Raw genomic sequence first — 24994 nt, forward strand, 5'->3', positions numbered from 1 at the left:
CCGGTGTTCCTCCGTCGGTCCGTTCATCAGCTCCGCCCGAGGGCCCGGCGGTACGCGTCGTCGACGCCGGTCTGGTAGCTCGCGTTGACGTCGGCCAGCAGCGTGGCGGTGACTCCGCCGGTGGCGTTGACCTCCCCCTTCGGGATGCCGGCGGCCAGGGCGCGCTCCCGGATCATCGCCTTGAGCTGCTCGTCGCCGGCCCGGAAGGTGTCCGAGATCTGCTCGGTGGCCTTCAGGCTCTCGTCGTTGTTGAGGTTGTTGGCGTAGGCGGAGGTGCCGACGTCGACCAGCCGCTGGATCGCGTCGCCGACCACCGGAACCGGGGTGACCGGACCGCCGAGCACGTGGTAGTCCATCTTGGCGTTCCAGTTGTTGCGGAAGATCGCGTCGTCCCGGTGGTCGGCGATGACGTCGGTGCGGACGCCGCTGAGCGTGCCCATCACCTCGCCGGCCTCCCGGGTGAACCCCTCGATCCGGTGGTTCGGCCGCCCGGTCTGGTCCGGCTGGAAGGCCTCGGCCGGGTACTCGTTCAGCCGCCGGGCGACCTCCTGGCTCTCCGCGTAGTGGACGAGCTTGAACGCCTCGGGATCCTCGGCGACACCGCGGATGGTGCGCAGCATCTGCTCCCGGCCGACGGTGAGCCCGCTGGTCTCCGAGGTGCCGCCGGTCTCCTTGCCGAGGATCTCGTAGGTGTCCGGGGCGTAGTCGGCGATCATCTCGCCGAGCGGACGGCGCAGCGCGGCGGGCAGTTCGTTCTCGTGGCCGGCCTTGTCACCGCCGAAGTGGGTGACGGTCTCGGACATGATCCGGGCCATCGCCGGGTCGTGCGGGCGGGCCGGCGGCTGGTCGCCGTGCGGGTCGCGGCCGGTGGTGGCGGCCTGGAGGGCGTCGCCGAAGGCGCCGCGCGAGGTGTCCCGGGCGAGGGTGTCGGTCTGCTGGTGCTCGTAGCCCTGGTTGGGCCACTTGCGGTCCTTGAGCAGGTAGTCGAGGTTCTTGTTGGCGCCGGGGTCGAGGAACTCCTTGGACGCCTCCGGGTGGTGGCTCATCGCCTTCATCAGGCCGCGCATCGGGTCGCCCTGGCGGCCGGTGACGGCGGAGTAGTCGGGGCCCCAGAGCTCCTCGCCCTTGAGCTTGCTGCCGCGCTCGTAGTCGACCAGGTCGTTGCCGACCTTCGTCAGGAACGGCTTGTCGAAGTCGCCCTTGGCGCCCATCAGCTCGGTGAGCGTCCGGTAGTTCTCGTTGTACCCGGCGGCCGAGCCGCCAGGCTTGCGGGCGGCCCTGAGCAGGTCGTCCTCCCAGGCCCCGCCCATCCCGCCGTCCTTGGTGGCGGTGGCGAGCACCTGCCCGAGGTTGCCGTACAGGTCCTGGTACTGCTGGGCGTTGCGGTCGCCCCGGGCGAGGTCGCCGTAGACCTTGGCGTAGTCGAGCAGGGCCTCGGGGCCGCCGTGGCCCCCGGCGTTGAGGCTGTTGAGCAGGCCGGTGGAGAACTCCTTGGAGCCGGAGCCGGAGGCCATCAGGTTCTGCAGCCGCTGGAGCTCGGTGTCGGAGAGGCTGCCGCCCTTGGCGAGCAGGTCGGCGGCGCGCCGGGCGTCGGCCGTGTCGCCGCCGCCGTAGGGCTTGGCGTTGAAGGCGGTGGTGCTGGTGCCGATGTCGGTCTGCAGGGCGACGGCGGCGCGCTGGTCGGCGGCGGTGGCCTGCTGGACGGCCTTGGTGAGCCGGGCGGATATCGCCTCGGCCTTGGCCTTCATCTCCTCGTCGTACTTCTTGACGGCCGGGCCGGCGTCCGGGTCGTTGCGCGAGCCGGGCATCGGCGGCCAGCGGACCTCGCCGTCCCCGCCGACGGTCAGGGTCTGGGTCTCGGCGTCGTGGATCGCGGTGTCGAGGTCCTTGCGGGCGGCGGTGAAGTCGGCGGCCGCGTCGCGGATGATCGCGGCGAGCGCCTTGGCGACCGCGGCGGCCTGGGTGACGTCGGTGTCGACGCCCTTGAGGGTGGCGCCCGCCTGGATGGCGGCGGGCCCCTCCCAGCCGGCCCGCTGCGGGGTGCCGGTGAGGTCGCGGGCGACGCGCGAGTCGAGCCCGTCGAGGGCCGTGGCCATCGCGGTCCAGGCCTCGGCGGTCTCGGTGACGCCGGCGAAGTCGGCTTCGTGGAGTTCCTTGAAGGACACCATGGGGGTTGCTCCTCTCCGCTCAGCGGCCGGGCCGGGCGAACCGGCCGGCGGTGGACGTCTCGTTGGACTGGTAGGCGCGCTGGGTGGCGTCCAGGTTGTCGGCGGTGCCGGTCAGCTTGTCGTGCAGGGTCTTGCACTGCTGGAGCCAGCGCTCGGTGGAGCCGGTGAGCGCGCCGCCGAAGGCGAAGCCGCGGATCCTCCCGGCGGCGGTGGAGGCGTGCTCGGCGAGGTTGTTGCCGCCCTTGCCGTTGGCCTTGTCGAGGTCCGCGGCGATCTGGCGGGCGATGCCGGCCGAGGCGTTGAGCTCGTAGGGGCGATCGAGCCGGGTGGTGGTGCCGGACGGGTTCACGCCGGGGGAGGGGGACGGCACCGGTCCCGGTGCGGCGGCGGGTGTGCCCGCGCCGGGGGCCGGGGTCGGCCGGGGCGTGGGACTGGCGAACGGGGACGTGCTGGGCGCGACCGGCCCGGTGGTGAACCCTGGGTAGACCATGTGCGGCTGCTCTTCCTTCCTGCGGATCCGACGGGAGGTCAGCAGCCCCCCGCCGGGGACGACGGTACCGGGAGGGTCGGACGTGTACCGACCCACCCTCCGCGGCCGCGGTCGCGCGGTGCGCGTCGGCGGCGCCCGCGCGGAGGCCGGAAGGTCTTGTTACTGAACGGTCGCTTCCCTATCATCGCGAGTGTGACAGCTTTACTGTCAGACTTCGTCGATCCCCGGAGGGGCAGTGGCGCCCGAACGTGACAACGGCGGGGGCGGGCGCGGCGGACCGCTGTCCGGCGTCCGCGTGGTCGAACTCGCCGGAATCGGCCCCGGGCCGTTCGCCGCGATGCTGCTGGGCGACCTCGGCGCCGATGTCGTCCGGGTCGACCGGCCCGAGCCCTCGCCCCTCGGCATCGACCCGCCGTACGACGTCGCGGGCCGCAACAAGCGCTCGGTGGTCGTCGACCTGAAGTCCCCCGACGGGCCGGGCCTGGTGCTCGACCTGGCCGCCCGCGCCGACCTGCTGATCGAGGGCTACCGGCCGGGCGTCGCCGAGCGCCTCGGCGTCGGCCCCGAGGCCTGCCTGGCCCGCAACCCCGCGCTGGTGTACGGGCGGATGACCGGCTGGGGCCAGCACGGACCGCTGGCCGCCCGGGCCGGGCACGACATCGGGTACACGGCGGTCTCGGGCGCGCTCGGCCTGGTCGCGCCGCCGGCCGCGGCCGCCACCGAGGGGCCGGCCGCGGACGTCGCCGACGGGCCGCCCGCGCTGCCCGCCAACCTGCTCGGCGACTACGCCGGCGGCTCGCTCTACCTGGTCGTCGGCCTGCTCGCGGCCCTCCACCACGCCCGCGCCACCGGCGCCGGGCAGGTCGTCGACGCGGCCATCGTCGACGGCGCCGCCCACCTCACCGCCGTCCTCCAGGGCCTGCTGGCCGGCGGGCAGTGGCAGGACCGGCGCGGGGTCAACCTGCTGGACGGCGGCGCGCCGTTCTACGCCGTCTACCCGGCCGCCGACGGCGGCCACCTCGCGGTGGGCGCCCTGGAGCCGCGGTTCTACGCCGAGTTCGCCCGGCTGCTGGAACTCGGCCCGGACGCGCCCGGCCAGTGGGAGACCGCCCGCTGGCCCGAACTGCGCGCCCGGATCGCCGAACGCTTCGCCGGCCGCCCCCGCGCCGACTGGGAGGCCGTCTTCGCGGGCTCCGACGCCTGCGTGGAGCCGGTGCTGACGATGCGTCAGGCACACACCCACCCGCACCTGGCGAGCCGGGCGACGTACGTCGAGGTGGACGGCGTCACCCAGCCCGCCCCCGCCCCGCGGTTCTCCGCCACCCCCGGCGCGCTGCGCCGCCCGCCGGCCCGGCCGGGCGCCGACACCGCCGCGGTCGCCGCCGACTGGGGCGTGCCCGGGCTCACCGCGCCCCCGACCGCCTGAACCGCCCACCCCGCCAAGGAGATTGCCGTGCAACGCGACCTCTTCGCCGACGAGCACGAGGACTTCCGGACCACCGTCCGGGCCTACCTCGCCAAGGAGGTGCTGCCGCACTACGACCGCTGGGAGAAGGCCGGCATCGTCGACCGCGAGGCCTGGACGGCCGCCGGCCGGCAGGGCCTGCTCGGCCTCGCCGTCCCCGAGGAGTACGGCGGCGGGGGCACCGCGGACTTCCGCTACGCCGCCGTACTGGCCGAGGAGTTCGCCCGGGCCGGCGCCTCCGGCCTGGCGCTCGGCCTGCACAACGACATCATCGGCCCTTACCTCACCTCGCTCGCCACCGAGGAGCAGAAGCGCCGCTGGCTGCCCGGCTTCTGCGCCGGCGAGCTGATCACCGCCATCGCGATGACCGAGCCCGGCACCGGCTCCGACCTCCAGGGCATCCGCACCGGGGCGGTGGACCGCGGCGACCACTTCCTGCTCAACGGCGCCAAGACCTTCATCTCCAACGGCATCCTCGCCGACCTGGTGGTCGTGGTCGCCCGCACCACCCCCGAGGGCGGCGCGCACGGCCTGAGCCTGCTGGTCGTCGAGCGCGGCATGCCCGGCTTCGAGCGCGGCCGCAACCTCGACAAGATCGGCCAGAAGGCCCAGGACACCGCCGAGTTGTTCTTCCAGGACGTCCGCGTCCCCAAGGAGAACCTGCTCGGCGAGCCGAACCAGGGCTTCCTGTACCTGATGCGCAACCTCGCCCAGGAGCGGCTCACCATCGCCGCCGCCGCGATCGCCGGCGCCGAGCACCTGGTCGAGATCACCACCGCCTACGTCAAGCAGCGCGAGGCGTTCGGCCGGCCGCTGGCCAAGCTCCAGCACGTCCGCTTCGAGATCGCCGAACTGGCCACCGAGTGCGCCGTCACCCGGGCCTTCGTGGACCGCTGCATCACCGAGCACAACCGCTGCGCGCTCACCCCGGCGGACGCCTCGATGGCCAAGTGGTGGGCCACCGAACTGCAGAAGCGCACCGCCGACCGCTGCCTCCAACTCCACGGCGGCTACGGCTACATGGCCGAGTACCCGGTGGCCAGGGCGTTCACCGACGGCCGCATCCAGACCATCTACGGCGGCACCACCGAGATCATGAAGGAGATCGTGGGCCGCTCCCTCCTCGACTGACCTCCGGCGTCCGGCGCCGCGGCAGCGGTCCGCCGGCGCCCGCTCCCCGGCGTCCGACCCTCCCGCCCCGAAAGGCTCCCCACCGTGACCACCGAAGCGTACGTCTACGACGCGATCCGCACCCCGCGCGGCCGGGGCAAGGCCACCGGCTCCCTGCACGGCACCAAGCCGATCGACCTGGTCGTCGGCCTGATCCACGAACTCCGCCGCCGCTTCCCCGGGCTGGACCCGGCGGCGATCGACGACATCGTGCTCGGCGTGGTCAGCCCGGTCGGCGACCAGGGCTCCGACATCGCCCGGATCGCCGCCATCGCCGCCGGACTGCCCGACACCGTCGCCGGCGTCCAGGAGAACCGCTTCTGCGCCTCCGGCCTGGAGGCCGTCAACCTGGCCGCCGCCAAGGTCCGCTCCGGCTGGGAGGACCTCATCCTGGCCGGCGGCGTCGAGTCGATGTCCCGGGTGAAGATGGCCTCCGACGGCGGCGCCTGGTTCGCCGACCCGATGACGGCCTACGAGACCGACTTCGTGCCGCAGGGCATCGGCGCCGACCTCATCGCCACCATCGAGGGCTTCTCCCGCACCGACGTCGACGCCTTCGCCGCGGAGTCCCAGGCCCGCGCGGCCAAGGCCCAGGCCGACGGCCTGTTCGACCGCTCGGTCGTGCCGGTCCGCGACCGCAGCGGCCTGGTGGTGCTGGACCGCGACGAGTTCATCCGCCCCGGCACCACCGTCGGGACGCTGGCCGCGCTGAAGCCGTCCTTCGCCGCCATCGGCGAGGCGGGCGGCTTCGACGCCGTCGCCCTGCAGAAGTACCACTGGGTGGAGGCCATCGACCACGTCCACCACGCCGGGAACTCCTCCGGCATCGTCGACGGCGCCGCCCTGGTCGCCATCGGCAACCGGGAGATCGGCGAGCGCTACGGGCTGCGGCCGCGCGCCCGGATCGTCTCCGCCGCCGTCTCCGGCTCCGAGCCGACCATCATGCTCACCGGCCCCGCGCCCGCCACCCGCAAGGCGCTCGCCAAGGCCGGGCTGACCGCCGCCGACATCGACCTGGTGGAGATCAACGAGGCCTTCGCCGCCGTCGCCCTGCGCTTCATCCGCGAGATGGGCTTCTCCCCGGAGCAGGTGAACGTCAACGGCGGCGCCATCGCCCTCGGCCACCCGCTGGGCGCCACCGGCGCGATGCTGATCGGCACCCTCGTCGACGAGTTGGAGCGGCGCGACCTGCGCTACGGCCTGGCCACCCTCTGCGTGGGCGGCGGCATGGGCATCGCCACCGTCGTCGAGCGCGTCTGACCCCCGTCCTCCTCCCCACCTCCTCCGGAGACCCGAACCCATGAGCGACACCACCACCATCCGCTGGGAGCAGGACCGGGACGGCGTGGTCACCCTCGTCCTCGACGACCCCACCCAGTCCGTCAACACCATGAACGAGGCGTTCACCGCCGACTTCGAGGCCGTCGTCGCGCGGCTGGCCGGCCTCGCCGCCGCCGGTGAACTGCGCGGCGTGGTCGTCACCTCCGCCAAGAAGACCTTCTTCGCCGGCGGCGACCTGCGGATGCTCTCCGCCGCAGGCCCCGAGGACGCCGCCGCCGTCTTCGAGAAGTCGATGCGGATCAAGCGCGCCCTGCGCACCCTGGAGACGCTCGGCAGGCCGGTCGTCGCCGCGGTCAACGGCAGCGCGCTCGGCGGCGGCCTGGAGCTGGCCCTCGCCTGCCACCACCGGATCGCCCTGAACACCCCCGCGAGCCGGATCGGTCTGCCCGAGGTCACCCTCGGCCTGCTCCCCGGCGGCGGCGGGATCGTCCGCACCGTCCGGCTGTTCGGCATCACCGACGCCTTGCTGAAGTTCCTGCTGCAAGGCCGCCAGTACCGCCCCGCGCAGGCCCTCGAACACGGCCTGGTCCATGAACTCGTCGACACCCCCGAGGAGGTGTCCGACCGGGCGCGGGCCTGGATCGAGGCCAACCCGGCGCCCGTCCAGCCCTGGGACGTCAAGGGCCACAAGATCCCCGGCGGCACCCCCAGCACCCCGGCCTTCGCCGCCAACCTGCCCGCCTTCCCCGCCAACCTGCGCAAGCAGCTGGCCGGCGCCCCCTACCCGGCGCCGCGCAACGTGCTCGCGGCGGCCGTCGAGAGCGCGCAGGTGGACGTCGACACCGCGATGGTGATCGAGGCCCGCTACTTCACCGAGCTGGCCTGCGGGCAGACCAGCAAGAACATGATCCAGGCGCTCTTCTTCGACCTCCAGGCGGTCAACTCCGGTGCGGGACGGCCCGCTTCGGTGGAGAAGCGGACGGTCCGCAAGGTCGCCGTGCTCGGCGCCGGCATGATGGGCGCCGGCATCGCGTACGCCTGCGCCAAGGCCGGGATCGAGGTGCTGCTCAAGGACGTCACCCTGGAGGCCGCCGAGCGCGGAAAGGCCTACTCCGAGGGCCTGCTGGCGAAGGCGGTGGCGCGCGGGCGCAGCACCGAGGCGCAGCGCGACGCCCTGCTCGCCCGGATCACCCCCACCGCCGAGGCCGCCGACCTGGCCGGCTGCGACGCGGTGATCGAGGCGGTCTTCGAGAACCCCGAGCTGAAGCACAAGGTGTTCCAGGAGATCGAGGGCGTCGTCGCGCCCGACGCCCTGCTCTGCTCCAACACCTCCACCCTGCCGATCGGCCTGCTCGCCGAGGGCGTGCGGCGCACCGCCGACTTCATCGGCCTGCACTTCTTCTCGCCGGTCGACAAGATGCGGCTGGTGGAGATCATCCGCGGCCCGGGGACCGGCGACGAGGCGCTGGCCCGCGCCTTCGACCTGGTCCGGCAGATCGCCAGGACCCCGGTCGTGGTCAACGACTCGCGCGGCTTCTTCACCTCCCGGGTGATCGGCCAGTTCATCAACGAGGGCGTCGCCATGATCGGCGAGGGCGTGGAGCCGGCCAGCGTCGAGCAGGCCGCCGCCCAGGCCGGCTACCCGGCCAAGGTGCTCGCGCTGCTCGACGAGCTGACCCTCACCCTGCCGCGCAGGATCCGCGACGAGTACCGGCGCTCCGTCGAGGAGGCCGGCGGCGAGTGGACCGCCCACCCGGCGGACGCGGTGGTGGACCGGATGGTCGACGAGTTCGGCCGCCCCGGCCGCAGCGGCGGCGCCGGCTTCTACGAGTACGACGAGAACGGCGTGCGCGGCCGCCTCTGGCCGGGCCTGCGCGAGCACTTCACGCGCGCGGACGTCTCCGTCCCGTTCGAGGACCTCAAGGAGCGGATGCTGTTCAGCGAGGCCCTGGACTCGGTGCGCTGCCTGGAGGAGGGCGTGCTCACCTCGGTCGCGGACGCCAACGTCGGCTCCATCCTCGGCATCGGCTTCCCGGCCTGGACCGGCGGCGTCCTGCAGTACATCAACGGCTACCCGGGCGGCCCGGCCGGCTTCGCGGCGCGCGCCCGCGAGCTCGCCGCCGCGTACGGCGAGCGGTTCGCGCCGCCCGCCCTGCTGGAGCGGATCGCCGCCGAGGGCCGCACCTTCACCGACTGATCAGGTCGGTCCTCACCCGGGCGGGGCGGTCCGCCGCTCCTCGGCGGCCGCCTCGCCCAACTCCTCCCGCAGCGAGCGCTGGAACGCGGTCACCAGCGCCTGCGCCACCATCGGCTGGATGTGGTCGGTGAGCGCCTTCATCCGCTCCACGTCGTCCGGCGCCGGCTCGCTCTCCCGGTAGGGCCTCCACACCGTCTCGCGGAACAGCCGGTGCAGCTCCCGCGCCGTCGCCCGGCTGTGCTCCACCACCACGGCGCGCGCCGCCAGCAGCGTCTCCAGCGGGATCGGCACGTCCAGGATCCGCACCCCCAGCGGCAGCAGCCCCGGGTCCACCCGGAACACCTCCGGGTCCGCCGTCCGCTCCAGCGCCCCCATCGCGGCCAGCCGGTCCAGCTGCTCCTCCGACAGCCGTCGCCCGGCCCGCCGCTCGACCTCCTCCCGGCCCGCCTGCTCCGGCACCTCCGGCGTCCACGACGCCACCAGCGCCCGGTGGATCGCGAGGTCCAGCGGGGTGGAGTCCTGCGGAAGCCGCGCCAGGTACCGCTCGATCGCGGCCAGCGTCAGCCCCTGCCGCTGCAACTCCTCGATCAGCCCCAGCCGGTCCAGGTGCTCCGCCCCGTACCACCCCACCCGCCGGGCCCCCAGCACCGGCGGCGGCAGCAGCCCCTTCGTCCCGTAGAACCGCACCGTCCGCACCGTCACCCCCGCCCGCGCCGCCAACTCGTCCACCGTCAGCCGCACCTCCACCCCCGCCTCCCGTCCGTAGCACCGTCACTGTGACACCAGCAGTGTGACACCGCTGTCCCACCCGGTCCACGCCCGGACGGGCCCCGGTCCACGCCCCGGTCCACGCCCCGGACGCGCCCGGGCCCGCGCTCCGGCGGGGAGCGCGGGCCCGGTGCGGGTCGTGCGGGGGTCAGGCCGCGAGGCCGGGGTGGTGGCGGCGGGTGACCTCGGGGTGGGCACGGGTGTAGCCCTTCCACTCGTTGACACCGAAATCGGCGAAGAGCGGGTTGGCCGGGTCCTGGGTGACGCCGGGGGCGTGGTGGGCGAGCGGGAAGTCCAGCGGCTCGATGTGGGCGTCGAGGCGCGGGTTGTAGAAGAACGGGACGGAGTAGCGCTCGCGGGCGCCGGGCGGGCTGACCACGCGGTGGCTGGTGGCTTTGAGGTAGCCGTCGGTGGCGACCTCCAGCAGTTCGCCGAGGTTGACGACGAAGGCGCCCTCCAGCGGCGGGACGTCCAGGAAGGTGCCGTCCTGGCGCTCCACCTGGAGGCCGCCGACGGTGTCCTGGAGGAGCAGGGTGATGAAGCCGTAGTCCTTGTGCGCGCCGACGCCCTGGGCGGCGCCGTCGGGCGCGGTGCCCGGGTAGCGGACCAGCTTGAGCCGCAGGTGCGGGTGGCCGGCGAAGGCGGGGTCGTAGAAGTCGGGGCGGGCGCCGATCGCGGCGAGGAGCTCGTGCAGCAGTGTGCGGGCGACCGCGCCGAGCCGGTCGATCCAGGCCAGGGCGGCGGTCCGCAGCTCCGGGAGCGCGGCCGGCCACTGGTTGGGGCCCTCCAGCCACCAGTACGGCGGCTCGCCGGGGGCGGGCACGTGCGGGGGCAGCTCGGCGCCGATGTCGAGCTGGTCGCGCCAGTCCCGGCTGCCGCCGGTGCGCTCGTCGCCGGTGCGGGTGTAGCCGCGGTAGTGCGGGGAGTGCAGGTTGGCGACGGCGAGGCGGTCGGCCTCGGGGAGGGCGAAGAAGGCCCGCATGGCCCGGGTCAGGGCGGTCGTCTCGGCCGGGGTGATCCCGTGGCCGACCAGCTGGAAGAAGCCGACGCCGGTGGCCGCGGTGCGGAGCTCGTCGTGCAGACGGGTGCGGTCCTCCGGGCTGCCGCCGGCGAGCGAGAGGTCGATCACCGGAAGGGCGTCGAGGGGGGCCTCGGCGGGGGCTCCGACGGGGCTGGTGGGGTCGTACTGCTGCGTCATGGGTGACATCCGCTGGGTCTCGTCCCGGCCGGCTCCGGTGGTGACCGGGGACGCCGGGACGCGCCGGGTGCGGCGGGTGGTCCCTGGGCCGGGAGGGGGGACGCGGCCGCTGCGGGCCGCGCTGAGGGTGAAGGGGGTACGAGGTTCAGCCGGAGCGTCGACAGGACATGCTGGTCACGCGGAGCAGGTCCACGTGACGGCGGCGAACGAGAAGAGTCACCCCACCAGACTAGATCACCCGTTCGGGTGCGGGCGGTGGGAGCCGCGGAGGCGGGCGCGAGCGGGTCCCGTCCACCCGCCCGCGCCCGCCCGGCCCCCGGCGGGGCCGCTCAGGCCGGCAGCGTCGCCGCGTACGCCTCGATCGCGTCCCGCTGGTACGCGGCCAGCCCCGGGGCGATCGACTCGTACGCCGCCCGCCACGGCTCGTTCTCCACGCAGGCCCGCCCCATCGCCCGGAACTCGGCCGGCGGGACCGGCTGGACGGCGGTGAGCGCCCGGTACTGCGCGGCGATCTCGGTCCGCACCGGCTCGGCGTCGACCGGCACGCCGGCGGCCATCAGCTCGGCGAGCCGGATCATCAGCGCGGTGCGCTCGCGCTGGCCCGCCTCGACCTCCTCCGCGGTCAGCCCCGCGGTGGCCCGCCGGGTGGCGTCGGCCAGCTCGGGGAACGCGCGCACGCCCTCGTCGTAGTCGGCCGCCCGGATCCCCTCGAAGAGGTTCTCGGGCCGGTTGATCCCGGTCATGGCCGTACCGTCCTTCCTGGATCGCTCCAGATCGGTGATCGTGCGGGCGACCGTCGCGGCCAGCGCGTCGAGGCGGTCGCGCTCGGCGAGCAGCCGGCGGTGGTGGCCGCGCAGCGCCTCCAGCTCGTCCACCCGGGTGGCCAGGACGCGGCCGATCTCGGACAGCCCCAGGCCGAGCGCCCGCAGCACGAGGATCTGCTGGAGCCGCAGCAGCTCCGGCTCCTCGTAGTAGCGGTGGCCGTTGGCGCCGATCCGGGCGGGCGGCAGCAGCTCGATCTCGTCGTAGTGCCGCAGTGTCCGGGCGGTCACTCCGGACATCCGGGCGACCTCGGCGATCGGCCAGGCAGCCATTCCGCTCTCCCTCACGATTCCCACCGGGCCGGTCCGTCCGGCCCTGGTCAGGACGGTAGCGGCTGCCGTTGCGGCAACCTCAAGTCCGGCGGCGACGTCAGTGGCCGGACCAGTGAGGGGACTGCCCGTGCGGCCCGGCCGTCGGGGCGGGGGCGTTGCCCCGACGGCGGCGTCGAAGGAACCGGCGGTCAGCGGGGAACGAGGCGGGAACGAGGCGGGAACGAGCCGGGAAAGAGCCGGGAATCAGCCGGGAATCAGCCGGGAATCCGCTGCCCGGGGATCCTGACCGCTCTTCAACGCTCCCGGAGGTAGGCGGCACCGGCCTCCCGGAGCCGGTCGTGCAGGCCGTCGTACGCCCGGGTGCGGCCCAGCAGGGACTTGGGCAGTTTGGCGGCCATCGTGTAGTTGGTGTCGCACACGTTGGCCGCCGGGGCCAGGCCGGCCTGGCTGACCAACTGGTAGGCGTCCAGTACGTCCAGGCCGAGCAACTCGCCGCTCCAGCCGACGAGATCGTGCTGGCTGATCCGGAAGGCGTCCTCCAGCGGCCGGGCCGAGCCGGTGGAGATCAGGTAGCGGTCGTTCTCCAGCCGGGGCCAGGCGGGGCCGCCGCCCTTGATCAGGTCGATCACCACCGTGGTGCGCATCGCGGTCTCGACCGCCGTCCCGCACACCTCGCCCTCGCCCTGGCGGGCGTGGCCGTCGCCGATGGCGAGCAGCCCGCCGGGCACGTTGACGTCGAAGTAGGCGGTGGTGCCGGCCCGCATCTCGGGGGTGTCGAGGTTGCCGCCGTGCGCGCCCGGGGTGATCGACATCAGGGTCTCGCCGCCGGCCGGGGCGACGCCGACCGTGCCGTGCATCGGGTCGAGCGGGAGCTCGGCGGTGAAGTCGCTGTTGCGGGCCCGGAAGCGGCAGACGCCGGCCGCGACGTCCAGCTCGTACACCCAGACCCGCTCCTCCAACGGGGCGTGCAGCATCGCCGTGGTGTGGGTGGCGGTGAGCGCGCCGAAGTGCGGGAAGGTGCTGGAGACGCCCCAGTCGCGGGCCGGGGTGATCTCCACGAAGTGCACGGCCAGGGTGTCGCCGGGCTCGGCGCCGGCCACCGCGATCGGCCCGGTGACCGGGTTGAGGTAGGGGAACTCGCAGACCGCGCTCGGCAGGTCGGCGAAGCCGCGGACCCGGCCGCCGAAGCAGTCCTCGGTGGTCAGCTCGACGATCGTGCCGGGCTGGACGGTCACCAGCGGGGCGCGTCCGCCGAAGGTGTAGGCGTAGTCCTCGGGCGTGGGGGAGAGGGTGACGACGTCGGGCAGGTTCACGGGTGCTCCTTGCGGGGGGAGGGATCGGGGGTCGCGTCGGCGGCCACCGCCGCCAGGTTCGGGCGGCGGCCGGACAGCAGCAGCCCGGTCAGGACGAGCCCGCCGATCGCCAGCCAGACGAAGCCGAGCCGCTGGGCGGCGATGTCCGCGTTGACCACCACGTACGCGAGGATCGCGAAGCCGGCGACCGGGGCGATCAGGTGGCGCCACCAGTCGCGGCTGCGGCGGCGGAACACGTAGTGGACGACCACGGACACGTGCAGGACGAGGAAGGTGGTCAGCGCGCCGAAGTTGACCAGCGTGGACAGCAGCGTGATGCCGTCCTCGCGCGAGGCGGTGTAGAGGCCGAGGACGAGCGAGACGCCGGCCGTCAGCAGGGTCGCGTTGACCGGGACGCGGTGGCGCGGGTGGACCTTGGCGAGGAAGGCGGGCAGCTGGCGGTCGCGGGCCATCGCGAACAGCAGGCGGGAGGTGGCCGCCTGGGCGACCAGGGAGTTGGCGAAGCCCCAGGCCACGGCGGTCGCGGCGGCGGTGACGGTGGCGAGCCAGCCGCCGGCGGCGACCCGCGCCGCGTCGTAGAAGGCGGTGCCGTCCGGGTCGCCGTCGGCGATCAGCGCGCCGGGGTCCGGGACGAGCAGCGAGGCGATCCAGGTCTGCACGATGAACAGCGAGCCGGCCAGCAGCAGCGCGGCGATCATCGACCGGCCGATCGCCCTGGCGGAGTCCCGGTTCTCCTCGGAGAGGGTGGAGATGCCGTCGAAGCCGAGGAAGCTCAGCACCGCCACCGACACCGCGCCGAACACCAGGCTCCAGGAGAAGGTCTGCGCGTTGTAGACCGGGGTGAAGTCGAAGCCGCGGCCCTTGCCGGAGGCCAGCGCCGCCACGCCGAAGCCGATGAACACCACCAGCACGACGAGTTCGCCGATCAGCATGGCCTTGTTGACCTTGGACGTCATCTCGACGCCCAGGTAGTTGACGGCGGTGTTCAGCAGCACGAAGCCGACCAGCCACAGCCAGACCGGCACCGCCGGCACCAGGGAGTTCATCGCCACGCCGGCGATCAGGTAGAGCAGGCCGGGGACGAGCACGTAGTCCAGCAGGATCATCCAGCCGGACAGGAAGCCGACCGGCGCCGCGATGCCGCGCCCGGCGTAGGTGTACACCGAGCCGGCCATCGGGAAGGCCCGGGACATCTGCGCGTAGGAGAGGGCGGTGAACATCATCGCCACCATCCCGAGCGCGTAGGCGAGGGCGACCATGCCGCCCGAGCCCTGGAAGACGCTGCCGAAGATGCCGAAGGGGGCGATCGGCACCATGAAGACCAGTCCGTAGACCAGCAGGTCGGTGAACCGCAGTGAGCGGCGCAGCTCCTGTTGGTAGCCGTAGCTCTCGATGCCGGTGGGGGAGGCGGGTGCTTCGGACATGTGGGGGCTCTCTTCCGTGACGACCCGTGGCGGGGCGACCCGAGGCGGGACCCGAGGGGAGGGGACCCGAGGTGGTGGGGAGACACTAGAGCCAGCTATTTCCAAATGGAAGGGTTATCGGGGTGTCGTCCGGATAACGGACGCTCCCGGGCCGGGGCCTACGGCAGGACGGTGAACCCGAGCCCCTCCGCCCGCGCCAGGTGCACCCCGTCACGGGCCGGCCCCAGCGGCGCCCGCGCCCAGGCCCGCCGCACCGCCGCGCCGTCCCCGCGCAGCAGCCGCGCCGCCGACCGCGCCAGCCCGCCGTCCGCGACCAGCTCCCCGCGCGCCGCCAGCGCCGCCACCAGGTGCAGCCCGTCGTACAACCCGACCGCGTAGGCGTCCAGCACCGGCGCGTACGGCCCGAACAACGCCCGGTGCCGCTCCGCCAGCCGCATCCGCCGCTCCTCGGCGAGGGAGGCGAACGACGGCATCGCGGCGTACAGCGTGCCGGTGTCGTCGCCGCCGTACGCCAGCAGGCTGTTCTCCTCCAGCGCGCCGGACAGCCGCACCAGCCGGCGGTCCAGGCCGCTGCGGCGCAGCGCCCGGTTGAACCGCACCAGGTCGGCGCCGATCAGGCTCAGCAGCAGCGCGTCCGCCCGCTCCGCGCGCAGCGCGTCCAGCAGCGGTTCCAGCGTGCGCTCCGCCGCCCCGAACGGCAGGTGCCGCCGCAGCACCACCCGCGCCCCGGCCCGGGCCACCGCCTCCCCGGCCGCCCGGTGCACCGCGTGCGGCCAGATGTAGTCGTTGCCGACCAGCGCCCACCGGCGCAGCCGGTGCCGCGCGGTGAGCCGCTCCACCACCCCGTCCAGCTGCCGCGCCGGGTCCGCCCCGGTGCAGAACACGCCCGGCAGCCGGTCGCCGCCCTCGTGCGGCGGCGTGTAGACGTACGCCGTCCGCCCGGTGGTGACCGCCTCCAGGGCCCGGTGCACGTCGCTGGAGTGGCAGCCGGCCACCGCGTCCACCGCCCCGGCGTCCAGCAGCAGCGCCACCTCCCGGGCCACCGCCGCCGGCGCGCCGCCGCCGTCCACCAGCACCAGCTCCAGCGGCAGCCCGCGCACCCCGCCGCCCGCGTTCACCTCGTGCGCGGCCAGCAGCGCGCCGTCCAGCGCCGACGGCCCGGTCAGGCCGAGCGGCCCGGACTGCGGCACGACCAGGCCCACCCGCAGCGCCGGCGCCTCCCGGGGGAGGTACCGCGCGTCGAGCGGCTCCAGCAGCTTCACCTCGGCGCTCATCGCTTGCGAGTATCGTCATGGCAGCCGATCCGGCCAAACGAGGGCGGAACGACCGGGGCCGGCGACCGGGACCGGCGATTGGGACCAGCGACGGGGAGAAGAGACACGGCCATGACACCACCAGCCACCACCACCCCCGCCGCCACCGTCGCGACCGACCAGCCGCTGCTGATCGAACTCCTCACCGTCGCCCAGCGTCGCCTCGCCCGCGACCTGGCCGCCCGGCTGGAGGCCGAGGGCTGCACCCTCGACCAGTGGCGCGTCATGCGCGCCCTCACCGAGGGCGCCGGCCGCTCGATGGGCGAGCTGGCCCAGGCCCTGCTGATCCCGCAGGCCAGCCTCAGCCGCATCGTGGACGCCCTCGCCGAGGCCGGCTGGGCCTACCGGCGCCAGGACGAGCAGGACCGCCGCCGCATCACGGCGCACCTCTCCCGCGTCGGCCACACCCGCCTCCTCCGGCTCGACGCCCTCGCCGCCGCCCACGACGCCGCCGTCCGCACCGCCTGCGGCAGCCACGACCCCGGCCCGCTGCTGCGCCACCTCACCGGGGCGTAGCTCCACCCCGCCCGGGAACGCCGAAGGCCCGCCACCGGTGGTACCGGTGGCGGGCCGAAGGGCTGCGGTGTCAGTCCACCGTACGGCCGGCTCGCGAGGAGTCCATGAACACCTGCGCGGTCGGGCCGCCCGGTTCGACCAGGATGTCGAACAGGCTCCCGTTCGGCGTCTCGGCGTCGACGTACTGCTCGTACTCCACCGCCGGGTTGAACGTCCAACCCAGCTTGTCGGTCCGCGACTTGGGGATCGGGGGGAGTCCGGCGGCGTTGGTCTCCTTCTCCCGCCCCGGTGTCCAGTGCAGCGGGCGGGAGACGTCCGCCTGCTGCGCCTTGAGGAAGTCCTGGACGCAGTCCTGCGGGGCCCGGAACCTCAGGGCGAGCTTCTCCTCGCCCCGCTTCGCCGTGCCCGAGAACCGGAGGTCCTCGACCTGGCAGTTCGGAAGCGCGAGCCCGAAGGTGTCCAGGACGCGTTCCAGCTTCTTGCCGCCGGGGCTTCCCGGGGACGCCTGCACGTCGCCGTCGGCCGCCGCGCAGCCGCCGAGCAGCGCCACGGCGAGTGCGGTCACGGCCGCGCCCGAGAGCGCGCGCCGCGTCGTGCGGCGGACGGCTTCCGGCGGTCCGGGGTGCCGGGTCCGTTCGATCGTCCTCATCCTCACCTGTCGCCGACCATCACGTTGCCACGCGTCTTGCCCGTCACGGTGTAGTCCCGGGCCAGTCCCCAACTGGGCGCCTCCGCGAGGAGGTCGAAGCTGAAGGGGCCGACGCCCTCGCCGCGGTCGAAGTTGTAGGCCTTGCTGACCTCGAAATCATAGGACCCGGCCAGGCCGACCGTGCCGTCGGCGTACCGCGTCGCGGTCAGGTTGTCCGCGGTGATCCGGTAGCTGATGCCGCGGAACGCGTAGAACTTGTCCGAGAACTTGTCGCCGAAGCTGTAACCCAGCCACTTGGTGTCCAGGTTGACCCGGCAGGTGGTGCCGGCCGGCCCGGTGCACTTGGCCGCCGCGTCCTGGGCGTAGGTCCTCGCCCGCTCGACCAGCTTCGCCTGCAGCCCGGTGTCGCCGAGCACGTCCTGCATCTGCTTCTCGTTGAGCACGTACGCCTTGCCGGACTCGTCCTTCCAGTGCCGGAACAGCGGGCAGGACAGGTCGAGGCCGACGCCGCAGAAGAGGGCCTCGGCGCCCTTGATCTCGGCGAGGGTCGCCACGAGCCGGGGGCCGTTGCCCATCTTCTCCCAGACGCTGTGGCTGTTGTACGGCGGGTGCAGGTCCGTGTCGCCCTGGTCGGAGGCCGGGGCGTCGGCGCCCTTTCCGGTGACGGAGATGACGCCCGAGTTCGGCTGCGCGGCCGCCGCGGCGGCCTCGGCGGCGCGGCGCTGCTCCTCGATCACCCGGGCCGTCTGGACCACCTCGGCCTCGATCCGGGCCTGGGCGGCGGCCGCCGCGTCCTTGCCCGCCGAGACGGCCGAGGCCGCGGCAGAGGCCGCGGACGCGTAGGCGGCGCGCGCCGACGCGGCCGCCCGGCTCGCCGAGGAGGCGGCCGCCGACGCGGACTTCGTGGCCGCCCGGGCGTCGTTCTGGGCGCCCTTCGCGGCCTCCTTGGCCTGGGCGGCCGAGGCCGCCGCGCGCTGGGCCGAGTCGTTGGCCGAAGCCGACGACTGGCCGGCCTGGGCCGCGTACCCCTGGGCCTCCCCGGCGGCGGCGCGGGCCTTGTCCGCGTACTGCTGGGCCTGGGACGCCTGTCCCTGGGCGTAGGCCGCGACCTGGCCGGCCTCGGCGGAGTACTGACGGGCCAGGGCGGCGTCGGTGGAGGCGTCGGCGATGAGCCGCTGGACGTCGGCGACGTGGATCAGGGTGTCGTAGTCCGACTTGGCGGCGCGGTACTGGGTGGTGGTGACGAAGGCCCGCAGCACGGTCGGCGGACCGGCCAGGGCCACCTCGGCCGCGGCCTTGACCCGGGGCGTGCCGGTGTTCAGCAGGCCCAGCGCGACGATCTTGTCGTCCTCCGCCCGCGCCTTGTGCTGGTCGACTTCCAGGAACTGGCGGTACGCCTGGGGCGTACGGGCGTCGAGGGCGAGCTGGCCCACGGCGTTGACCGAGCGGCCCGAGGTGGCCATGACGCTCAGGATGCTGACCCGGAAGTCGTCCTCCTGCGCCTTGTCCTGACCGGTGTTCAGGAACGCCTCGACGGCGTCCGTGGAGCCGTTGAGCGCGGTGGTCGCGGCGGCCCGCACCTCCGGGTGCTCGGCCTCCCGGGCCGTGTACGCGACCTTGGACCGGTCGTCCTGCTCGGTGGCCCGCTTGCGACCCGACCCGAGCCAGGCGCGGACGTCCTCGTTGGTGCCGGAGAGTGCCGACCGGGCCGACTCCTGGGTCCAGGTGTCGCCGTTCTCGGCCAGCCGCAGAGCCGCCTTGCGGCCCAGTGCCGCCGCGTCGGCGGGGCTGGTGGCGGGCTTCGCCGCCTCCTCCAGCAGGCGCTTGGTCTCGGCGTCCGCACGGGCCGCCTCGGTGCGCGCGGTGCTCGCGGCGGCCTCGTTCTTCTCGAACTTCTCGCGGGCCTCCTGGGCGGCCTTGAGGGAGTCCGCCTTGTCGGTCTCCAACTGGCTGGCCTCGATCGCCCGGGCGGCCTGCTCGACCTTGACCGCGGCGGCGACGGCGGAGGTCGCGTTGTCGGCGGCCTGCGCGGCCGCGTTGGCGTGCGCCACGGCCTGGGCGGCCTGGTTCCCGGCCTCGCCCGCGTGGTTCGCGGCCTCGTCCGCCGCCTGCGCCGCGGCCGCGGCGTGCGTCGCCGCGTTGGCGGCCGCGGTCCTGGCCTCGGCGGCGGCCGAGGCCACGGTGGTGGCGAGCGACTCCGCCGCGTTGGCCGCCGCGGTGGCGGCGCTCGCGGCGGCGTTGGCCTTGGCCGCGGCCTGCTTGGCCCGCTGGCCCTGGGCCCCGGCGGCCTGCGAGTACCCGCCGGCCTGGGAGGCCGCGTTGGCGGCCGCGGCGGCGTTCGCGCCCGCGCTGGCGGCGGACCTGGCGGCCCCGGCCGCGGCGGACACGGTGTCCGCCAGCGGCGCGATGGCGTCGACCGCCTGGTTGGCGGCCACGACCGCGTCGCGCGCCTCCTGGGCGGCCTGCCGGGCCGCGGAGGCCTGGCCGGCGTCGGACGCCGCGGCACTCGCCTTCCGGTACGCCTTCGCGGCGGCCTGTCCGGCCGCCGAGGCGGCGGTGGCGGCCGCTGCCGCCGCGCCGGCCGCCGCGCGCGCCGCCGACCGGGCGGCGCTGGCGGCGGTGACGGCGGTCTTGGCCGCGTCCGCGGCCTTCTCGGCCGCGTCCGCCGCGCGACCGGCGGCGCTGGCCGCCACCGTCGCCGAGTCCTTCGCGGCGGCGGTCTCGCGCTCGGCCCGCTCCGCGGCCTCCTTGGCCTTGGCGGTCGCCTCCGTCGCCCGGGCCGCGGCTGTCTTCGCCGCCTCCAGCTCCTCCTTGGCCTTGGCCGTCGCGGACTTGGCGTCGGCGGCGAGCTGGGCGACCGTCATCCGTTCCCGGTCCCGCGCCCTGGCCAGGTGCTGGCCGTTGCGGAGGAACTCCGCGACGTCGGCAGGGGTGCCGTTCAGCGCGTCCTGGGCCGCCTGCTGGACCTGCGGTCCGCCGGTGGACAGCAGCCCCAGCACGATGACCCGGTCGTCCTCGGCCTGGGCCTCGGCCTGGCCGTCCGACAGGAACTTGAGCAGGGCGTCGTGCGTGCCGGCCTTCAGCGCCTGGTCGCCGAAGTACTGCACGGTCCGACCGGAGTTGGCCATCACGGACAGCACGGTGACCTTCAGGTCCTCGTCCCAGGCGGGCTTGAGCCCGGTGGTGAGGAGGGTGTGCAACTGCTCGGGGGTGCCCTTCAGCGCCTCGTCCACGAGGTGGCGCATCGTCGGGCCGCCCTCGCTGAGGAGCGTCAGGCCGGTGACCCGGTCGTCCTCGTTCCGGGTGAGCTTCAGCTCGTCGGCGAGGAAGGCGTGCACCTCGGCGTCCGTGCCGAGCAGCGCCTTCTCGGCCGCGGTCCTGGTCGACCGGCCGCCGTCCAGCCAGGCGGCGAGGACCTGGCCCCGCTCACTGACCGGCGCCGGGTCCGTCGTGCCCCCGTCCGCGGCCGGCACGGCGAACGCGGAGGCGCCCAGCGTGCCCGCGCCCAGTGCGAGGACGGTCAGCCCCACCACAGCCGAGCGCGCGGCCGCTCTGCGGCCCGGCGCCCACCCCCACCTGCTCTTTTCCTGTCCCACTGTCACCTCGATGTCGATCGACCGGCGCCCGACCGGCGCCGTGGTTCCCTGAGTGCGGGAACCATCCAGTGCGTATCCGCACGACAGACGAATATACGGAGCCGCGGCAGACGTGACGAGAAATTTCCTTCTGGCTTGAATTCGTCCACGAATAAGCCAGGTCTTTGGGGCGATGGCATCCGCAACCCGGTCAAATCGTACACAACCTGACGGATCGTCGGGGAGGACGAAGTTTTACCCGGAGGCCCTCGGAAACGGCCCCTGTCTGGTGATATCAATGTGACCGGCCGGGTCCACAGCGGCACTCGGGGGGAGGTCTGCGGTCGGTCCCTGCCCGTATTCGGGTGGACGCCTTCGGGGGTTTTCCCTGTCTTTCCCCCCTCGCCGGACGGCCTTCCGCTCATCTTCGGACGAAGGATCGAAATCCCGATGAAGCCCACTTTCCGCATGCTCTCCGCCGCGGCCGTCGCCACCGCGGCCCTCCTGGCGGGGACCACCGCGGTCTCCGCCGCCGGCACCACCGGCACCGTGGCCGCCGACCCCGGCACCGACACGCCGCCGCCGGCCGTCGAGGACTTCAACTACCCGGGCGCCGACCAGATCCTCGCGAGCAAGGGGATCCTCCTCAAGCGCGGTGACGGGCACATCGCGCTCATCGACTGCCCCGCGAACACCGCCGACCTGATCGTGGTCGAGGCGCGCTACCTGAAGCGCTTCTGCTTCCAGACCACCGGCCCGAGCGGCTTCCTCACCATGGAACTGGACAGGGTGTACTCGATCACCGGGAACCAGACGGACGCCACCGCGCGGCTGACCGTGGACGGCACGGAGTCGTCGGTGAAGATCCGGAAGGGCGGCAGCACCTCGGTCGGCGAGCCCAGCGACCCGCAGCACCGGGACCACACCCTCGTCGAGCTGTCCTTCACCCGGTGAGATTCCGTCCAGAGGGAAGAGAGGCCGAGATGTCCCCGATCCGTACCCGCTCCGCCCGCCTGCTCGGGTCGCTGACCGCGGTCGCGGCCGCCGGCGTGCTCGTCAACCTCCCGGTCACCCCGGCGTCCGCCGTGACCGGAACCCCGTCCGCCGACGGCTCGTACGCCTACACCGCGCGGATCGCCATCGGCGACAACCTCCGCTCCTGCACCGGAGCCCTCGTCGACCGGAGCTGGGTCGTCACGGCGGCCTCCTGCTTCACCGACGACCCCGCCCAGCCGGGGACCGTGGTGGCCGGCGCGCCGAAGTGGCGCACCACCGTCACCGTCGGCCGCGCGGACCTGACCGCCACCGGCCAGGGCGCGACCGTCGAGGTCAGCGAGCTGCTGCCGGATCCCGGCAGGACGCGTGACGTGGTCCTGGCGCGGCTGGCCACCCCGGTGGACGGCGTCGCCCCGGTCAGGGTCGCCTCGACCGCGCCCACCGCCGGGCAGCAGCTCCGGGTGCCCGGCTACGGCCGCACCAAGACCGAGTGGTCCCCGCTCCGGCTGCACAGCGGCGCGTTCAAGGTCGACGCGGTGCGCCCCACCGCCCTGGACGCCACCGGTCTCGACGGCGCCGCGGTCTGCAAGGGCGACACCGGCGCGCCGGTGCTCCGCGAGACGGCCGGCGGCGCGGCCGAGCTGGTGGCCGTCGCCTCCCGCTCCTGGCAGGGCGGCTGCTTCGGCAGCACCGAGACCCGCACCGGCGCCGTCGACTCCCGGGTCGACGACCTGGCCGGCTGGATCGAGCAGGTCCGGCTGTCCACGCCCGGCTGGAAGACCCGCGCGCTGGTCCGCGGCGGCGCCGACCTGTACCAGGCGACCCGCTTCCAGGACGGCGCCTGGACCTCCTACGAGGACGTCCAGGCCAAGGCCGGCGGCATCGGCGGTGTGCGCACCTCGGCGGTGGCCGGCATCAACGGCGACACGCACGTCCTCGCGCAGGGCGCCAACGGCCACCTGTACCACACCGTCCGCAACGCGAACGGCACCTGGGCCGGCTTCGGCGACCTCAACACCAACGTCGGCGACCTGGGCGGGATCACCCGGGTGGCGGCCGCCTCGATCGGCGCCGACCTGCACGTCGTCGTCCTCGCCGACGGGCAGCTGTTCCACACCGTCCGCGACGCGGCCGGCAGTTGGACGGGCTTCGGCCGGGTCTTCGACGCCACCGGCCCGCTGAACGGCATCACCTCGCTCGCCGTCGCGAGCGTCGGGAGCGGGCTCCAGGTCGCCGCCGTCTCGGGCGGGAAGGTCTACCACACCCAGCGCCTCGCCGACGGCAACTGGGGCGCCTGGGGCTCGGTCGAGGCCGCGGCCGGTGTCACCGGCCCGGTCGGCGAGGTGGCCCTGGCCCGCCAGGGCGACAGCGTCAACCTCGCCGTCGTCACCGACAACGGCGCCGGCGTCCAGCACACGATCCGCTTCGCGGACGGCACCTGGCAGCCCTTCCGCTCGCTGAACGGGATCCTCGGCCAGGTCACCGCCACCGGGATCAGCGCGGCCGGCGTCGACGCCGACGTCCGCTTCGCCGTCGACACGGCCGACAACAAGGTGCTGACCGTCGCGCGGCTCGCCGACGGCAACTGGAGCGCCCCGCAGGCCCTCGCCACCGAGTCCCTGCCGGGCAGCCACACCGGTACGGTCCTCACCGGCACGCTGTAGGCGACGCCGGGAGGCGGACGGCGGACGGGACTCCGGTCCCGTCCGCCGTCCTCAGTCCCCGGCCGCCGGGGCGTGCGGGAACGGGCAGCCGCCGGAGGAGGATCCGGGGGCGCCCTTCTCCTCGAAGGTCCCCAGGTCGCCGATCCGATAGCCGTACGGGTAGCCGGGGTAGCTCCTCACCTGCCGGCCGTCCCGCCCCAGGTGCGGCCGGCGGCGCGGCGGCAGCAGGCGCACGAAGCGCCCGCGCAGCCGCATCCCCGCCCGGACGGCGCGGCGCAGCGCGGCCGGCGGGGCCGGGTAGCCGAAGGCCTCGCGCAGCGGGTCGTCGAGCAGGCAGACCGAGGAGGTCCGCATCGACGGCCGGATCGGCGCCGGGTACCAGGAGGCCATCAGGCCGAGCGTGGCGTCGGAGACCGCCCGGCTGCCCGGGTCGAAGGCGAAGTGCTCGCGCTCGTAGTCGTCGAGCAGCCGCTCGAACTCCTCGTACGTCTCCGGGATGCCGCTCAGGCCCATGTGCCGGCCCAGCTCGCGGTAGTAGTTGACCGCCGCCCGGATCTCGTGTGGGGACAGCCGGCGCCAGCCGTAGTCGTCCAGCCAGCGCTTGGGCGTCACCACGAAGGTGGCGAGCACGTACCGGAAGTCGTCGTTCGTGATGTCGTACCGGCGGTGCATCTGGTTCATCCGGCGGATCGCCTCGCGCCCCTGCGAGGAGTCGAAGCCGTGCTCGACCACCGCCTCCAGGATCAGCAGGGTGTCGTCGTAGCGCTTCTGGGTGCGCCCGGTGAACTCACCGGTCCGCGCCAGCAGTCGGCCGATGCTGGGGACGGCGTAGGTGCGGTAGAGCGCGAAGCCGAGCGACTGGGTGTAGTCCCAGGGGAACTCGTACCAGCTGCTGATCCGGTAGATCTCGGTGAACTCGGTCTCCGGGTCCATGCGCTGAATCTTCTTCAGCCAGTCGTATCGCTGCACGGATCCCGACCCTAGGGGCCGTTCAGGGCCCGGTCAACGGCGTCGCGCCGGGGCCCGGCGGGGGAACCGCCGGCCTCCGTTCCCGGAATTCCCGGGGGGATGTCGAGAACGCCCGGCGTGCTCCGACCCTCCTGTGAGAGCCTGCGGACGACGAAGGGGTGCAACGATGAAGTACATGCTGCTGATGCAGTTCAGCGAGAAGGACGTCGATTTCCCGAAGGTCGAGGAGTGGCCGGCCGAGGACATCCGGGTCCACGTGCAGTACATGCGGGACCTGAACGTCGAACTCGCCGGCACCGGTGAACTCGTCGACGCCCAGGGCCTGGACGCGCCGGCGACCGCCCGGATCGTCCGCGCGAACGGCGGCGCGCCGGCGGTCTCCGACGGCCCGTTCGCGGAGACCAAGGAGTGGGTGGCCGGCTGGTGGATCGTCGACTGCGACGGCGAGCCGCGCGCGGTCGAGATCGCGGCCAAGGTCTCGGCCGCCCCCGGACCGGCGGGCAAGCCGCTCGACATGCCGGTCGAGGTGCGCCGGATCATGTCCGAGCCGCCGGCCGAGGTCTGAGCGCGACCGGCGCGGTGCTCCTCGGGACGGCCCGCGGCGGACCCTCCGCCGCGGGCCGGCCGCGGGCGGCCGGCCCCCCACAGCGATCATCCGACAGGGGCCCGCCCCGGCGGGCCGGGGACCGCCCCAGGCCACCACGTCCCATACCCGCATCCCCGTCATAAACGGCGGCGTCGCCG

19 protein-coding genes are annotated in these 24994 nt (G+C 74.1%); 8 read left to right on the top strand and 11 right to left on the bottom strand.

Translation table 11 applies throughout. The features are described from left to right. Positions 1 to 26: 26 nt before the first annotated feature. Both ACFC0B_RS19095 and ACFC0B_RS19100 read right to left on the bottom strand, forming a co-directional pair. Positions 27 to 2168: a DUF6571 family protein gene (locus ACFC0B_RS19095; protein ID WP_376086987.1), complete on the bottom strand. Its 2142-nt coding sequence runs from the start codon at positions 2166 to 2168 to the stop codon at positions 27 to 29. A 19-nt stretch (positions 2169 to 2187) separates the two neighbouring features. Further along, complete coding sequence (locus ACFC0B_RS19100; RefSeq protein WP_376086988.1) at positions 2188 to 2658, bottom strand: hypothetical protein; 471 nt, start codon at positions 2656 to 2658, stop codon at positions 2188 to 2190. Between the two features lie 235 nt (positions 2659 to 2893). Between ACFC0B_RS19100 and ACFC0B_RS19105 the strand changes: the two genes are divergently transcribed. The 4 genes from ACFC0B_RS19105 (at position 2894) to ACFC0B_RS19120 (ending at position 8771) form a co-directional block, all read left to right on the top strand. After that, entirely contained in the window at positions 2894 to 4084 is a 1191-nt protein-coding gene (locus ACFC0B_RS19105) for a CaiB/BaiF CoA transferase family protein (protein ID WP_376086989.1), read from the top strand. Between the two features lie 27 nt (positions 4085 to 4111). Continuing rightward, complete coding sequence (locus ACFC0B_RS19110) at positions 4112 to 5254, top strand: acyl-CoA dehydrogenase family protein (protein WP_376086990.1); 1143 nt, start codon at positions 4112 to 4114, stop codon at positions 5252 to 5254. 84 nt (positions 5255 to 5338) lie between these two features. After that, positions 5339 to 6553 (top strand): acetyl-CoA C-acetyltransferase, encoded by a 1215-nt coding sequence (locus ACFC0B_RS19115; protein ID WP_376086991.1) that lies wholly within the window; start codon positions 5339 to 5341, stop codon positions 6551 to 6553. Positions 6554 to 6593: 40 nt separating this feature from the next. Further along, positions 6594 to 8771 carry a 3-hydroxyacyl-CoA dehydrogenase NAD-binding domain-containing protein gene (locus ACFC0B_RS19120; protein ID WP_376086992.1) on the top strand — a complete coding sequence of 726 codons (2178 nt, stop codon included), beginning with the start codon at positions 6594 to 6596 and terminating at the stop codon, positions 8769 to 8771. A 12-nt stretch (positions 8772 to 8783) separates the two neighbouring features. On the opposite strand, the gene ACFC0B_RS19125 is transcribed toward ACFC0B_RS19120, so the two are convergent. The 6 genes from ACFC0B_RS19125 to ACFC0B_RS19150 all read right to left on the bottom strand — a co-directional run bounded on the left by ACFC0B_RS19125 (position 8784) and on the right by ACFC0B_RS19150 (position 15842). After that, positions 8784 to 9518, bottom strand: a complete 735-nt coding sequence (locus ACFC0B_RS19125) for a MerR family transcriptional regulator (RefSeq protein WP_376086993.1) — start codon at positions 9516 to 9518, stop codon at positions 8784 to 8786. A 169-nt stretch (positions 9519 to 9687) separates the two neighbouring features. Next, a complete protein-coding gene (locus tag ACFC0B_RS19130) occupies positions 9688 to 10737 on the bottom strand; it encodes an isopenicillin N synthase family dioxygenase (protein ID WP_376086994.1) in 1050 nt (349 codons plus the stop codon). Positions 10738 to 11066: 329 nt separating this feature from the next. Next, positions 11067 to 11831: a MerR family transcriptional regulator gene (locus ACFC0B_RS19135; RefSeq protein ID WP_376086995.1), complete on the bottom strand. Its 765-nt coding sequence runs from the start codon at positions 11829 to 11831 to the stop codon at positions 11067 to 11069. A 293-nt stretch (positions 11832 to 12124) separates the two neighbouring features. Continuing rightward, complete coding sequence (locus ACFC0B_RS19140) at positions 12125 to 13144, bottom strand: acetamidase/formamidase family protein (protein WP_376086996.1); 1020 nt, start codon at positions 13142 to 13144, stop codon at positions 12125 to 12127. After that, on the bottom strand, positions 13141 to 14568 hold the full coding sequence (locus ACFC0B_RS19145; protein WP_376086997.1) for an APC family permease: 1428 nt from the start codon (positions 14566 to 14568) through the stop codon (positions 13141 to 13143). The genes ACFC0B_RS19140 and ACFC0B_RS19145 overlap by 4 nt, the downstream gene beginning before the upstream one ends. A 158-nt stretch (positions 14569 to 14726) precedes the next feature. Further along, positions 14727 to 15842 (bottom strand): substrate-binding domain-containing protein, encoded by a 1116-nt coding sequence (locus tag ACFC0B_RS19150; RefSeq protein ID WP_376086998.1) that lies wholly within the window; start codon positions 15840 to 15842, stop codon positions 14727 to 14729. 111 nt (positions 15843 to 15953) lie between these two features. Here ACFC0B_RS19150 and ACFC0B_RS19155 point away from each other — a divergent pair, with 111 nt between their 5' ends. Then, positions 15954 to 16397 (top strand): MarR family winged helix-turn-helix transcriptional regulator, encoded by a 444-nt coding sequence (locus ACFC0B_RS19155; protein WP_376086999.1) that lies wholly within the window; start codon positions 15954 to 15956, stop codon positions 16395 to 16397. A 70-nt stretch (positions 16398 to 16467) separates the two neighbouring features. Here the strand turns inward: ACFC0B_RS19155 and ACFC0B_RS19160 are convergent, their stop codons facing one another. Next, complete coding sequence (locus tag ACFC0B_RS19160; protein WP_376087000.1) at positions 16468 to 17046, bottom strand: hypothetical protein; 579 nt, start codon at positions 17044 to 17046, stop codon at positions 16468 to 16470. 2 nt (positions 17047 to 17048) lie between these two features. Beyond that, positions 17049 to 20576, bottom strand: coding sequence for a chemotaxis protein (locus ACFC0B_RS19165; RefSeq protein WP_376087001.1), 3528 nt, complete (start codon positions 20574 to 20576; stop codon positions 17049 to 17051). Between the two features lie 495 nt (positions 20577 to 21071). Here ACFC0B_RS19165 and ACFC0B_RS19170 point away from each other — a divergent pair, with 495 nt between their 5' ends. Both ACFC0B_RS19170 and ACFC0B_RS19175 read left to right on the top strand, forming a co-directional pair. Then, positions 21072 to 21575 carry a hypothetical protein gene (locus ACFC0B_RS19170; RefSeq protein WP_376087002.1) on the top strand — a complete coding sequence of 168 codons (504 nt, stop codon included), beginning with the start codon at positions 21072 to 21074 and terminating at the stop codon, positions 21573 to 21575. 29 nt (positions 21576 to 21604) lie between these two features. Next, positions 21605 to 23281 (top strand): trypsin-like serine protease, encoded by a 1677-nt coding sequence (locus tag ACFC0B_RS19175; protein WP_376087003.1) that lies wholly within the window; start codon positions 21605 to 21607, stop codon positions 23279 to 23281. Positions 23282 to 23332: 51 nt separating this feature from the next. Here ACFC0B_RS19175 and ACFC0B_RS19180 read toward each other — a convergent pair whose 3' ends face one another. After that, positions 23333 to 24250: an oxygenase MpaB family protein gene (locus tag ACFC0B_RS19180; protein WP_376087004.1), complete on the bottom strand. Its 918-nt coding sequence runs from the start codon at positions 24248 to 24250 to the stop codon at positions 23333 to 23335. A gap of 166 nt (positions 24251 to 24416) precedes the next feature. On the opposite strand from ACFC0B_RS19180, the gene ACFC0B_RS19185 reads away from it, so the two are divergent. Beyond that, positions 24417 to 24815, top strand: coding sequence for a YciI family protein (locus ACFC0B_RS19185; RefSeq protein ID WP_376087005.1), 399 nt, complete (start codon positions 24417 to 24419; stop codon positions 24813 to 24815). Positions 24816 to 24994: the final 179 nt, after the last annotated feature.

It is taken from the genome of Kitasatospora sp. NPDC056184 (genome assembly GCF_042268405.1).
In the GTDB taxonomy this organism is placed as follows: Bacteria; Actinomycetota; Actinomycetes; order Streptomycetales; family Streptomycetaceae; genus Kitasatospora.

Bases quoted from the DNA above. Each gene is read 5' to 3' on its own strand.
- ACFC0B_RS19095 (WP_376086987.1), bottom strand. From the start codon at position 2,168: ATGGTGTCCTTCAAGGAACTCCACGAAGCCGACTTCGCCGGCGTCACC.
- ACFC0B_RS19100 (WP_376086988.1), bottom strand. From the start codon at position 2,658: ATGGTCTACCCAGGGTTCACCACCGGGCCGGTCGCGCCCAGCACGTCC.
- ACFC0B_RS19120 (WP_376086992.1), top strand. From the start codon at position 6,594: ATGAGCGACACCACCACCATCCGCTGGGAGCAGGACCGGGACGGCGTG.
- ACFC0B_RS19130 (WP_376086994.1), bottom strand. From the start codon at position 10,737: ATGACGCAGCAGTACGACCCCACCAGCCCCGTCGGAGCCCCCGCCGAG.
- ACFC0B_RS19135 (WP_376086995.1), bottom strand. From the start codon at position 11,831: ATGGCTGCCTGGCCGATCGCCGAGGTCGCCCGGATGTCCGGAGTGACC.
- ACFC0B_RS19145 (WP_376086997.1), bottom strand. From the start codon at position 14,568: ATGTCCGAAGCACCCGCCTCCCCCACCGGCATCGAGAGCTACGGCTAC.
- ACFC0B_RS19150 (WP_376086998.1), bottom strand. From the start codon at position 15,842: ATGAGCGCCGAGGTGAAGCTGCTGGAGCCGCTCGACGCGCGGTACCTC.
- ACFC0B_RS19155 (WP_376086999.1), top strand. From the start codon at position 15,954: ATGACACCACCAGCCACCACCACCCCCGCCGCCACCGTCGCGACCGAC.
- ACFC0B_RS19160 (WP_376087000.1), bottom strand. From the start codon at position 17,046: ATGAGGACGATCGAACGGACCCGGCACCCCGGACCGCCGGAAGCCGTC.
- ACFC0B_RS19170 (WP_376087002.1), top strand. From the start codon at position 21,072: ATGAAGCCCACTTTCCGCATGCTCTCCGCCGCGGCCGTCGCCACCGCG.
- ACFC0B_RS19175 (WP_376087003.1), top strand. From the start codon at position 21,605: ATGTCCCCGATCCGTACCCGCTCCGCCCGCCTGCTCGGGTCGCTGACC.
- ACFC0B_RS19185 (WP_376087005.1), top strand. From the start codon at position 24,417: ATGAAGTACATGCTGCTGATGCAGTTCAGCGAGAAGGACGTCGATTTC.